Consider the following 12,578-nt stretch of genomic DNA (forward strand, 5'->3'; position numbering starts at 1 on the left):
TTAAGACTTGGCTACAGAAATTGGCCACCTGACTCGCTAGGATGCGTTATCCCGGAGGGGCGTGCTGCCCGCAGAGCGGCCACAGAATATTGAAGATCAAACGGCGGCTCAGCAGGAACTTCGCCCTCCCCATAGGCTCTTTGATAACTCAACCAACCTCGCGCCGCCGACCATCGTGCGGCTCGGCGAACTGCCGCGCCGCGCGTCACTTGCTCGGCCCTTTCCCTTGCAGGACCTAATAGGGCAAGCAGCAACCAAGTCCTGAATCCTGAGGCCCCCTCCCCTTGAGGGGGAGGGTTAGGGAGGGGTGAATGATCCGTGTAACAACGACCCATTCACTCCCCAGCCCTCCCCGCAAGGGGGAGGGAACCAGAAGCGTCTGAAACTATTACTGGCTGTCGAAGACGCTTTCTTCAAACCATGGACCACGCCAACCCAACAACTGCCGCCCCCCTGTCGCCTCACCGGCGTCACTGAACACCAGGCGACAGTCCGAAACCCAAGCGACGCAATCACTTAAGCCAGCCTGACGCCTGTCGCCCAAAATGCATGAGGCGACACACGACGCCAAGCGACAGCCCCAGGCAGCCATTGACCACCCGCCCCAAGCCCGGTAATTTGAGCGATTCGCCTTACTCCCCTCGCCCCTCGCTGGGCGACTGGAACTTTATCGGGCTCCCCACTCGGAGCACCTGCCATGGCCGTCCCAAAGCGTAAACACTCCAACTCCCGCACCGGCAAGCGTCGTTCGCACCACGGTTTGAAGCCGAAAGAGCTGCAGTCGTGCCCCAAGTGCGCCACTCCACAGCCGAGCCACGTGATCTGCCCGAACTGCGGCCACTACATGGGCCGCACGATGGTCGAGACCGAGGAGTAAGAAGGCGGCGGGCAGCAGACTTCAGGCATCAGGCAGTTAAGAATCGAGCCTTTAGCTCCTGAAGCCTGTAGCCGACAGCCTGAAGCCTAATGAAGACCGCATTCCTCTTTCCCGGACAGGGCGCTCAAACCGTCGGCATGGGCGCTGAGTTGGCCGCGACGCTGCCCGCGGCCCGCGAGTTGTTCGATCGATCGGCGTCGATCCTCGGCTACGATCTGCTCAAGCTTTGCGCCGAAGGCCCAGCAGAGCAGCTCAACGCCACCGAGTTCAGCCAACCGGCGCTGTTTGCTTGCAGCTTAGCGGCGCTAGAAAAGTTTCGGGCCGAGCAGCCGCAGATCGTCGACGAGTGTGCGGTCACCGCCGGCCTCAGCCTGGGCGAGTACACGGCGCTCGTCTTCGCCGGCGCGATGGACTTCGAGACGGGCCTTCGCCTGGTCCAAGAACGCGGTCGCGCGATGCAAGCCGCCGCCGACCTGACGCCGAGCGGCATGGTCAGCCTCCTCGGCATGGAACGAGAGAAGATCGAAGAGATCTGCAACGAGGCTCGCGGCGGCGACGTCCTGCAGGTGGCCAACCTGCTCTGCCCCGGCAACATCGTCGTCTCCGGCAATCGAGAGGCATGCAGCCGCGTTGCGCAGCTGGCCGAAGCCGCCGGCGCGATGAAGGTGATTCCGCTCACCGTGGCCGGCGCCTTCCACACGCCGTTGATGCAGCCCGCCTACGATCGCCTCGCCAAGGCCGTCGCCGACGCCAAGATCGTCTCGCCGCGAATCCCAGTGATCTCGAACGTCGATGCCGAGCCCCACAGCGACCCCGCGGAGATTCGACAACTGCTCGTTAGGCAGCTGGTAAGCCCAGTGCAGTGGGAAGAATCGATGCGTCGCCTGCTCGGCCATCACGGCGTCGAGCGCGCCTACGAAATCGGCCCCGGCCGCGTGCTGACCGGCCTGATGAAACGAATCGACCGAAAATTCGCGTGCGAAAACGTCGCAGCGTAAGCAAATGACCAATCACCAAGCACCAATGACCAACAGATTTCCGTCGCACGGTTCTATTGATCGTTGGGATTTGGTCATTGGTCATTCAGTTCCCACGTGTGATTAAAAATTCCAAACAACCTTGGGCACACGCCATGGCAGACGTGAACCGTCGCATTCAAGTTGATCTCTCCGGGCAAGTCGCCCTGGTGACCGGCGCGTCGCGCGGCATCGGCAAGGCGATCGCCATCGCGCTTGGCAAGTCGGGCGCAGTCGTCGCCTGCCTCGCCCGCAACGAAGAGAAGCTCAAAGAGACGGCCGCTGAAATCACTGCCGCGGGCGGCAAGGCGTCGATCCATGCCTGCGACGTCACGAACTCCGAAGCCGCCCAGGCCGCCGTCGACGCCGTCGTCGAGCAGCATGGCCGGCTCGACGTCGTCGTCAACAACGCCGGCATCACCAAGGACACGCTTCTGCCGATCATGAGCGACGACGACTGGGACCAGGTGATCGCCGCCAACCTGCGGTCGGTCTTCCTGTTCAGCCGCGCCGCTGCCAAGGTGATGATGCGGCAGCGGTCGGGTCGGATCATCAACATGTCGAGCGTCTCGGGCCTCGTGGGCAACCCCGGACAGTCGAACTACTCGGCGTCGAAGGCGGGCATCATCGGGTTCACCCAGACCGTCGCCCGCGAGCTCGCCAAGCGAAAGATCACCGTCAACGCGATTTGCCCCGGGTTCATCGCCACCGACATGGCCGAAGCCCTTGGCCCGGCGATTATCGACGAAGTGAAAAAGCGAATCCCGATCCAACGGATCGGCGAGGCCCACGAAATCGCCGACGCGGTCCTGTACCTGGCGAGCGACTCGGCCAGCTACATCACCGGTCAGGTCATCACCGTCGACGGAGGAATGACAGCGTAGAGGCCGCGATTGCGGCAAATTGCCCTAGTCCCCCCGCCTGGGGTCGACCTGGACAGCCATCCGAGGAGACGTTATATCTTGACCTCCTTCGCAAGACCGATCTATCTTGAACGGCTTGCAGGGATAGCAGCAGCGGCGACCTCCGGGTTGCCAGCGAATCATCAAAAAAACGGATTTTGAGGAGCCATGCGATCGTCTCCAGACGACGCCGTTTCCCCAAATCGACACATAGAAACATCTGGACATCGTAGGGAGGAACTTCAGCGTGGCTTCGATCATGGAACGCGTGACGGACATCGTCTCCGAGCAGCTCGGCGTCGATAAGGACAAGATCACCGCTGAGACGTCGTTTGTGAACGACCTGGGCGCGGATTCGCTCGATACGGTCGAATTGGTGATGGAACTCGAGGAAGAGTTCGACATCAACATCCCCGACGACGCGGCTGAGAAGATCCAAACGGTCGGTCAGGCGGTGGCGTTCATCGAGCAGAATTCGCGCAGCTAGCTGGCGGCGCGATCTTGCGGAGCGATTCTGCCGTTGGCCCGATGGGCTCGGCGCGCCGATAATGTCAGCAGACTCACGGCGGCAGCGACGATGGCCTGAGCCTCCATTCGGTCGCTGCAACTCGACTGAATCCCAGGCTCAAACTCCGTACCTCACACGAAGCGATGAAACGACGAGTCGTCGTCACAGGCATGGGCGCCGTTACCTCTCTCGGCTGCAAGGTCGAGGAGTTGTGGCAGCGCATCCTGGCCGGCCAAAGCGGCATCCATTTACTGCAGTCGTTCAACACGGCCGACTACAAGGTGAAGTTCGGCGGCGACGTCCATGATTGGGCGACCGACGGCTACATCGACGCGAAGGAAGCGAAGCGCGTTGATCGCTTCACGCAATTCGCGCTCGTCGCCGCCATCGACGCCGTCGCTGAATCGGGGATCGATTTCTCGAAGGAAGATCCCTACATGTGCGGAGCGATCATCGGCTCCGGCATCGGCGGTCTCAACGAGATCGAAGAACAAGAGCGGCGGCTGATTCTCAAAGGCCCCGACCGCGTCAGTGCCTTCACCATCCCGAAGCTGATGCTCAATGCGGCCAGCGGACAGATTTCGATCCGCTTCGGCTTGCGCGGCCCCAACTATGCGGTCGCTACTGCGTGCGCCAGCGCTACCAACGCGATGGGCGACGCCTTCAAGGCAATCCAGTACGGCGACGCTGACGTGATGGTCACCGGCGGCGCCGAAGCGGCCATCACGCCCATCGGCGTGAGCGGCTTCTCGAACATGCGCGCCCTCTCCGAGCGGAATGATAACCCCGCAGCCGCGAGCCGCCCGTTCGACGCCGACCGCGACGGCTTCGTCCTCTCCGAAGGCGCCGGGATTCTCGTGTTCGAGGAACTCGAACACGCCAAGGCCCGCGGCGCGAAGATCCACGGCGAGATTCTCGGCTACGGCGCGAGCGCCGACGCCGGGCACATCACCCAGCCCGACGAAAACGGCACGGGCGCCGCTCGGGCGATGAGCAGCGCTCTTCGAGATGCGAAACTCGAGCCGACCGCGATCGACTACATCAATGCCCACGGCACCAGTACGCCGCTGGGCGACAAGGCGGAAACAGTCGCCGTGAAGCGCGTGTTCGAGGATCACGCCTATAAGCTGAACGTCTCCAGCACCAAGAGCCAAATCGGCCACCTGCTGGGCGCGAGCGGCGGCGTCGAGTTGATTCTTTCGCTGCTCGCCCTGCGCGATCAAGTCTCGCCGCCGACGATCAATCTCGATACGCCAGATCCGGCGTGCGATTTGAACTACACGCCCAAGACGCCGCAACAGCGCAAAATCGGCGCCGTCATGAGCAACAGCTTCGGCTTCGGCGGGCACAACGCCTCGGTGATCGCCGGCGCTCTCAAGTAGTTGCCGCAAAGCATCGGGCCGCTCTTGCGGCCAATTGATTTGACGTGGTACGAGTGCGACCTAGAGTTGCACGGCTCAAGACGTACCACAGGCGAACGATGTCTCTCCCGAATTCCAGCGTTGGCGTTTTCGACGCCCGGACCCGCTTCTTCGAACTCCTGGAACGGATCGAAGCGGGCGAGGAAGTGACCATCATGCGACACGGCGTCGCCGTCGCCCGTCTTGTGCCGCCCGCCAAGCCCGCCGCCGTTAAGTCGACGACGAAGGAGCGCGCCGTCGCCGTGCCGATGCCGAGTCTCGCGATGACTCGCGGCTGGCCAGAGTTGGCGCTCAGCTAACTCGCCGCTTACTCGTCGGCTGTTCGCTTCTTGGCGTACTTCGCCGCGACGCCGCTCAGGCCGATGATCCCGATCAGGTTTGGAAATACTTGTGCGCCGTTGAGGATGTCGCCCCACGCCCAGACGAGGTCGACCTTCGCCACGGCGCCAATCGGAATCAGCAGGCAATAGAGCCAGCGATACGGCATGATGATTCGTCGACCGAACAAATACTCCAGGAATTGCTCGCCGTAGAAGGACCACCCCATCAGCGTCGTGTAGCCGAAGAGAAAGACGGAGAACGCCACCATCCAACCGCCAGCCGTCGGAATCGCCGCATTGAACGCTTCGGAAACGGCGGCGGCGCTCTCGATCTTTTCCAGCTTCCACGTGCCGGTCAGCAAAATCGTCAAGGCGCTGATCGTCGACGTGATGAACGTGATGATGAAGACCTCCATCACGGCGTTGAGGCCCTGCTGATCGGGTCGATCGCTCTTGGCGACGCCGTAGACGACGGCCGCCGTGCCGTAACCGGCCTCGTTGGCATACGCGCCGCGCGCCAAGCCGTAGCGCAGAGCCTGCCCCATCGTTGTCGCCATCAGGCCTCCGACGGTCGCGCCGGCGATCGGTCGCAACGAAAACGCTTCGCGAAAGACTTCGCTAAGGACCGCGGGCAAATTGCCGATGTTCAGCAGGATGACGGCGAGTCCGCCGAGCATGTAGAAACCGACTTTGAAGGGCGAGAGCTTCTCCAGCACCCGGCCGATCGACTGCACGCCGCCGATGATCACCAGCCAAGTGAGGATCGCCAGGACGACGCCGATCGCCAGTCGCGAGCCTCGAATGTCGGCTCCGCCCACGCTGAACGTCCCGAGATCGAGGCCCGACTTGCTGAACTGGCTGTCGAGAACAATCGCGATCGAGTTTGGTTGCGTGAAGGGGGTCGTGAACAAACAGGCGATCCCGGCGATCAGGGCGTAGATCCAAGCGAGCGACGCCGAGCCCAAGCCGTTGCGCAGGTAGTACATTGGTCCGGCGAGCGTCGCTTCACCGTGAGGAATGCGGTACTTCAAGCCCAGGACCGCTTCGGCGAACTTCACCGACGTGGCGAAGAACCCGTAGCACCAGATCCAGAACAGCGCTCCCGGTCCGCCGGAGATAATGGCGGCGGCGACGCCGGCGATGTTGCCGACGCCGATCGTCGATCCGAGTCCCATCATGAACGCCTGAAACGGCGAAACGGCGCCGCCGGCACCCGCTTGCTGCGAGGCCACCATCGTCCGCGCCGCCTCTGGAAATCGCCGCACCTGCACGAACCCGTTGCGGAACGTAAAGAACAGGCCCGTGGCGAACAGAATGCAAATGGCCCACGGCCAATACATCATCGTGGCGACGTGATCGACCTGCTCGGCGACTCGATCCATCCAGGAGGCGGTTTCAGGCATATGAAAGGCGACTGCTCGTGGGTTGATGGAAATGCTTATTCGCCGCCACGCGAGTTTGCGGCATCTTAGCAAAGGGGTGAATGCATTGCTGGCGCCTTGGCTAGCTTCGATCGACTCTCGCGCAAAAACATTCATCTCGTGCGCATGCGGGAGCGTTTCGCGCGTCAGTCGTCCGCCCTTGCCGCTCGCTGCCGGCTTTCCTAGACTCCTCGCCCCTGCGTCTACCCTATTGCCTCGCCAGGTCTGCGGAGACCCGATTCATGTCTCGCCTCGTCTTGTCCCTCGTTGGCTCTCTGGGCGTTTGCCTTGCCGTTGCAGCCGACGCGCCGAACGTCTTCGCCCAGTACGGCAGCGGCAGCGGCGCCGGGTGGCAGGCCCAATCGAATCCCGCGCCGCCGGCCTCGGCGTACGAACAGAAAAACGCCCAGCCCCTTTCCAGCGCCGCGGCGGCGCCTATCACGCCGACGCCGAGCAGCGCCAGCGAACCGATCACCCACGCACAGGTAACAAAAGGGACGGGCCAGCTTCCTAGCGACCACGGCCAGGTCTGGCGCGAGTACGACATCACTCCCTACACCACGCGCGTCCAGTCGAGCGAGCACCCTGAACAGTTGATCGTCGACTGGATTCTGCGCGAAACGGGCTACGAAGCGTGGCACTCGACGCCGGTGGGACTCCTTTCGGCAGACCGCCAAACGCTCCGCGTCTACCACACGCCGCAGATGCAGGCGACGGTCGCCGACATCGTCGATCGGTTTGTCAGCACGAAGGCGCAGAACCACGGCTTCGGTCTGCGGATCATCACGCTGAAGAATCCCAACTGGCGGACGCGCGCGGTGCCGCTGATGACCTCGATTCCCGTGCAATCTCCAGGCGTGCAGGCCTGGATCATGGCTCGCGAGAGCGCCGCGGTGATGCTGGCCGAGATGCGGAGCCGCACCGATTTCCGCGAACACACGACGGCCCATCAAATGGTGCTCAACGGACAGACGTCGATCGTCTCGACGATGCGCCCGCGGACGTACTCGAAGGGGATCATCGCCAACCAGACGACGTGGCCCGGTTTCCAGCCGGAGCTGGGGCAGATCGACGAAGGCTTCTCGCTGGAATTCAGCCCGCTGCTGTCGATCGACGCGACGACGACCGACGCCGTGGTCAAGCTGAAGCTGTCGCAGATTGAAAAAATGATTCCGGTCCAATTGGAAGTTCCCTCGGTCGCCGCCGCCAATCAGAAGGCGCAGATTGACGTGCCGCAAATGACGATGGTGCAAATTCACGAACGCTTCCGCTGGCCGACGGATCAGGTCTTGCTCCTGTCGATCGGCGTGGTGGCGACGCCGGGCCCCGACAAATCGAATCCGCTGACCGACGTCCTGCCGCTCCCCAAAAGCGCCCCCCGCGCCGACGCCCTGCTGCTGGTCGAAAGCAGCGGTACCGCGGCGCAGCCGTTGCCGAGCGTGGCCGGCGCCCCCGGGACCACGCCCATGGCGACGCCGATGACGGCGCGGTCGGAGCGGACGTTTCATGGGCGGTACTAAGTGGGTGACTGGTGACTTGATGCTCTGGTAGCTGGATGCTCGTTGCTTGATGCTGGCGTGAGGGGGCACGCGCTTCTTCTGTCGTCTAGGCACTTCGTCGCGACATGCATTTTCGGCGACAAATTAGCGAGCGGCTTAAGTCGTTGTGATCGTTGGTCTTTCGGCGATTGCAGCAACGATTTGTGTCGCTTCTGTCGCGACACAAATCGTTGCTGACAGCTGTGCGGCGTTTGCAAAAATCGAACGCCAATTCACGGCGGACGACAAGTCGCGTGGCTCACGCGCCCCCGTCACCAGCTTGAGGTCAGCCGGTTGGGGACGTTCCGGGCGCCCCCACCGCGGGGCAGTGCGGCAGCCCAGTTTCGTCCCCCGAGCCTAGCGAGTGGCGCGGCCAATTTCTGCACTAAAGTTCACCGAATGTTGGCGGCGTTCGCCGGGCCGGCGGGGCGGGCTATACTTCGCAGCAACCCCACCCGTCCTCCGCCCGAAACCTTGGCCCCCTGCCGCCGATGACCGCCAAACTCGCCGCCGTCAAACAGGTCTTTGAACAGCGCTCGATGTACGACGCCGTGGTGACGGGGAACTACATGCACCATGCTGAGCTGATCGCGGCGCTCGCGGCCTGGGCCAAGGAGTTCGGCCGGCCGCTGCGGATCGTCGACGTCGGCTGCGGCGACGCGAGCCTCGCGGCGAAGAGTTTTGCCGTGGCGCCGATCGAGCACTACATCGGCGTCGACATCGCGGAGTCGTCGATTGAGCAAGCTCGCGCCACGACGGCGGCATGGAACGGTCGCGTCGAGTTGATCTGCGGTAACCTCTTCGATGCGCTGCACGGGCTGGCCGACGAGAGCGCGAACGTCGTGCTGGCGAGTCACTCGCTGCACCACTTTTCGACGGCGGACAAGGTGAAGCTGCTGCGCGAGATCGGCCGCGTGCTGGAACCGGGCGGGGTGCTGCTATGGATCGACGCTGTGCGCGACGAGGGAGAGTCGCGCGACGAGTTCGTCAACGGATTGGCGGGCGAGATCAAACGCGATTGGACGCTGTTATCCGTTGAAGAGCGCGGTCGCGCGGCGGAGCATGTGCTTACTTCGGACTTTCCGGAGACGGAAGCTTGGATGATGGAGCAAACGGCGGCGGCGGGACTCTCGACGGAGAGCATGTTGCTGAAAGGTGGATCATTTCGAGGGTGGGCGTTTAAGAAGCGGTGAAAAATCGAGCAGCGGCTGCGTGGTCTCCTGTTCGACTGACCGATGGCCCATTTTTTCAGGGAATCCGCCGCGGTCGTCTCATTTCCAACTGATGGACCGCCGCCCGGCATTGAAATATACTGCGAGGGCTGCTTTTTGCTCCTTAGCCCGCCTCAGTTCGCGAGGCGCTCGACACGCTGGATGCCCATCGATGAAGTTTCGCTCCCTGCGCCGCGGTTCCGCCGATGCTCGCTCCGTCGGCGTTCGTCATTTGCGAATGGAATCGCTGGAGTCGCGGCAGTTGTTGAGCGTCTCTCCTACTCTTATCGCCGATATTAATCAGACGCCGTTTTCGCCGGCGAGCGACCCACGGACCCTGACGGAGATCAACGGTCAGCTCTATTTCACTGCCAGGGATCGAGATCATGGCATCGAGTTGTGGAAGAGCGACGGAACGAGCGAGGGAACGACGCTGGTCAAGGACATCAACTCAGGCGCCGGCTCGTCGAGCGTCACCGCCATCACAAACATCGGCGGCACGCTCTACTTCATGGCGAATGACGGCGTCCACGGCTCGGAGCTTTGGAAAAGCGACGGAACCAGCGACGGAACCGTTCTAGTGAAGGATATCCGGCCGGGCGTCGAGGGGGCGATTGAGTTCAACACTCCAAAGTTCATGGCCAACGCGAACGGAGTTTTGTTCTTCGTCGCGAACGACGGCATTACTGGCGCCGAGCTATGGAAGAGTGACGGCTCCGTTGAAGGCACGGTGCAGGTGGTCGACATCGTTCCAGGTATTTACGACGCCGCTCTCTATCGATACGTGACCGTAGGAGCGCTGCTGTACTTCACCGCATTCGACGGCGACGAAGGGAGAGCTCTCTGGAAGAGCGACGGCACTGCCGCAGGAACAACCAAAATTAATCCAGGGGTCGCTTTTAAGAGCGGCGGACCAGATGAACTAATCGCGATCGGTGAGACGGTTTACTTTCGCGCCAGCGCAACATTTTCGAGTGATTTTGAACTCTGGAAAAGCGACGGCACAGACGCTGAGACGGTCCTCGTAAAGGACGTTTATCCGTCTGGTAATGGGAATGTTTCTCAATTGACGAACGTTGACGGAACGCTTTTTTTTCGAGCCAACGACGGGGTTAGCGGCGTGGAACTCTGGATGAGCGATGGAACTGCGGCCGGAACGACCCGCGTCAGCAACATTCGCAGCGGAGCCAACGCCTCAACTCCGAACTATCTTATTAATGTCGGAGGAACGCTTTTCTTCTCCGCCAATGACGGCGTTAGCGGCGTCGAACTCTGGACAAGCGATGGAACTGCGGCGGGAACGTCGCTGGTTCGCAATATTGCCAATGCCGGAACGAGTTCAACGCCTCGTTCGTTGACTAACGTCAACGGAGCGCTCTTTTTCCAGGCGGCGACTGGCGAGCTTTGGAAGTCGGACGGATCGTCGGCTGGGACGATTCGCGTTCGGGAACGAGACGTTATTCCCAATATCACCTCGACTTTACGCGAATTGAAGGCCGTCGGTAGCAAGCTCTACTTCACGGCGAATGACGGCGCTGCGGGATTTGAACTGTGGCGCAGCGATGGGACGACCTCAGGAACTGATTTGGTTCGCGACATCTATTTTGGCACGGCCGATTCTTCGCCGGGATTGTTTCTCGGATTAAATGGGTGGCTCTACTTCTCCGCCGACGATGGCGTTCATGGGCCGGAACTATGGAAGACCGACGGAACCGTTGCCGGCACGACTCTGGTGCGCGACATTCGGCCGGGCATTGAGGGATCAAACCTTTATGGCTTCTTCGAAATGAATGGGATGCTTTACTTCTCGGCCAATGACGGCTCGCACGGAGACGAGCTTTGGCGAACTGACGGCACAGAAGCCGGGACAACGCTGGCGTTCGACCTTAATCCCGGTCCTGGGAATTCGTTCGGCGGCAACATTTCTCTGATCGACGGCTTGCTGTTATTCCGCGCCAACGACGGTGTCCACGGCTACGAACTGTGGAAGACTGATGGAACGTTGGCCGGCTCGAGCCTCGTTCGCGAATTCTATCCCGGCACCACTTCAGGAAACCCCAGCTCTCCGATCCTATTCAACGGCGAAATCTTCTTCACTGCGAAAACCCCAGCGTCTGGAATTGAAATTTGGCGGACCGACGGAACATCGGCTGGAACGACCATGCTGATCGACATTCTCCCCGGCACAGGCAACGGCGTCAGCTATTTTCCGCACTTTGCGGAAATGAACGGACAGTTGTTCTTCGCAGCCAACGACGGTTCCAGCGGCGTCGAACTATGGAGAACCGACGGCACAGCTGGAGGAACGAGCCGAGTCTTTGACATCACGCCAGGCAGCCCAAGCGGCTCGCCGGAACATCTCTATAATCTGAATGGAACGCTCCTGTTTACAACTGAATCTTGGTCAAATTCGTCTCTGCTGTGGTTCAGCGACGGAACAACGCAGGGAACCTTTCAACCGAACATTGACGTCGACGCTGAATTGGAAGGGCAACTTCAGATTGGCGACTACTTCTACTTCAGCGGTCGTAACGGCGACTTCGGCGAGGAACTGTGGAGGACTGACGGGACCGTAGGCGGAACTAGCATTGTTAAAGACATCAATCCAGGCCAGGCGCGTGGCTATCCCTTCGGCATGACTAACGTCGATGGCATGCTTTACTTCACGGCCGGCGATCCAGTCTTTGGCTTCGAGATGTGGCGGAGCGATGGCACAGCAACGGGTACGTCTCGAGTGACAGATATCGCCGCAGGCGGCGCCGACAGCTGGCCGTGGGGATACCGGGGAGGTGCTACATTCAACGACAAGCTCATCTTTCGAGCGACCGACGGCGTGCTGGGCAGCGAGTTATGGGCAATGGACTTGAGCCCAATTCTTGATGGTGACTTTGACAACGACGGCGACGTCGATGGCGCCGACTTCTTAGCGTGGCAACGAGATTTCGCCTCTTCCGTCGTTCCAAACGGCGGTGGAGCGGATGACGATGCGAACGGGATTGTCGACGGCGCTGATCTCTACGTGTGGAAGGAGAACTTTGGAGCGCCCGAGTCATTGACCCCGGCGGGCGCCGTCTCGCAAGCGGCGGCGCCCGTTGCTGAAGAGGAGGACTCCTCGGAAGCGGCGCTCGCTGCGGCGAGTTCGACCGATGCGCTGGGAGATGCCGCTGGACCGGGTCAGTGGGCGCGGGAAGCTCTGTTTGCGGCAGGCGATTTTTCGCGGTTGTTTCGGCTCAGCGGGGATGGGGAGTTCGAGAACTCGCTGCGGCGGCGGGGGCGCGCTCCGCTGGCGCGTCGCGGCTAACTGCCGCTCCGGGGGTCGTTGACCCGCGGCTGCTGGCGCTTCGCTTCGCGCCGGTGCTCTTGG

The 12,578-nt window shown here is 61.6% G+C and carries 10 protein-coding genes; 9 read left to right on the plus strand and 1 reads right to left on the minus strand.

All coding sequences use genetic code 11. The annotated features are described in order from the left end of the window. Positions 1–697 precede the first annotated feature (697 nt). The 6 genes from rpmF to I41_RS21945 all read left to right on the plus strand — a co-directional run bounded on the left by rpmF (position 698) and on the right by I41_RS21945 (position 5,023). Complete coding sequence (gene rpmF, locus I41_RS21920) at positions 698–877, plus strand: 50S ribosomal protein L32 (RefSeq protein WP_145435037.1); 180 nt, start codon at positions 698–700, stop codon at positions 875–877. 89 nt (positions 878–966) lie between these two features. Then, positions 967–1,875 carry an ACP S-malonyltransferase gene (gene fabD, locus I41_RS21925; protein WP_145435038.1) on the plus strand — a complete coding sequence of 303 codons (909 nt, stop codon included), beginning with the start codon at positions 967–969 and terminating at the stop codon, positions 1,873–1,875. 134 nt (positions 1,876–2,009) lie between these two features. Then, positions 2,010–2,777, plus strand: a complete 768-nt coding sequence (fabG, locus tag I41_RS21930) for a 3-oxoacyl-[acyl-carrier-protein] reductase (protein WP_261342444.1) — start codon at positions 2,010–2,012, stop codon at positions 2,775–2,777. 265 nt (positions 2,778–3,042) lie between these two features. Next, complete coding sequence (locus tag I41_RS21935) at positions 3,043–3,282, plus strand: acyl carrier protein (RefSeq protein ID WP_145435039.1); 240 nt, start codon at positions 3,043–3,045, stop codon at positions 3,280–3,282. 164 nt (positions 3,283–3,446) lie between these two features. Beyond that, positions 3,447–4,685, plus strand: coding sequence for a beta-ketoacyl-ACP synthase II (gene fabF / locus I41_RS21940; RefSeq protein WP_145435040.1), 1,239 nt, complete (start codon positions 3,447–3,449; stop codon positions 4,683–4,685). A 98-nt stretch (positions 4,686–4,783) separates the two neighbouring features. After that, the gene (locus I41_RS21945; RefSeq protein ID WP_145435041.1) at positions 4,784–5,023 is read left to right on the plus strand and encodes a type II toxin-antitoxin system Phd/YefM family antitoxin; all 240 of its coding nucleotides are present in this window, start codon (positions 4,784–4,786) and stop codon (positions 5,021–5,023) included. An 8-nt stretch (positions 5,024–5,031) separates the two neighbouring features. On the opposite strand, the gene I41_RS21950 is transcribed toward I41_RS21945, so the two are convergent. Next, positions 5,032–6,447, minus strand: a complete 1,416-nt coding sequence (locus I41_RS21950) for an alanine/glycine:cation symporter family protein (RefSeq protein WP_210421033.1) — start codon at positions 6,445–6,447, stop codon at positions 5,032–5,034. A 260-nt stretch (positions 6,448–6,707) separates the two neighbouring features. Between I41_RS21950 and I41_RS21955 the strand changes: the two genes are divergently transcribed. The 3 genes from I41_RS21955 (at position 6,708) to I41_RS21965 (ending at position 12,515) form a co-directional block, all read left to right on the plus strand. Continuing rightward, positions 6,708–7,985, plus strand: a complete 1,278-nt coding sequence (locus I41_RS21955; protein ID WP_145435042.1) for a hypothetical protein — start codon at positions 6,708–6,710, stop codon at positions 7,983–7,985. Between the two features lie 509 nt (positions 7,986–8,494). Then, positions 8,495–9,196 carry a class I SAM-dependent methyltransferase gene (locus tag I41_RS21960; protein WP_145435043.1) on the plus strand — a complete coding sequence of 234 codons (702 nt, stop codon included), beginning with the start codon at positions 8,495–8,497 and terminating at the stop codon, positions 9,194–9,196. A 190-nt stretch (positions 9,197–9,386) separates the two neighbouring features. Then, positions 9,387–12,515 carry an ELWxxDGT repeat protein gene (locus I41_RS21965; RefSeq protein WP_168207083.1) on the plus strand — a complete coding sequence of 1,043 codons (3,129 nt, stop codon included), beginning with the start codon at positions 9,387–9,389 and terminating at the stop codon, positions 12,513–12,515. Positions 12,516–12,578: the final 63 nt, after the last annotated feature.

This window comes from Lacipirellula limnantheis (assembly GCF_007746075.1).
In the GTDB taxonomy this organism is placed as follows: Bacteria; Planctomycetota; Planctomycetia; order Pirellulales; family Lacipirellulaceae; genus Lacipirellula; species Lacipirellula limnantheis.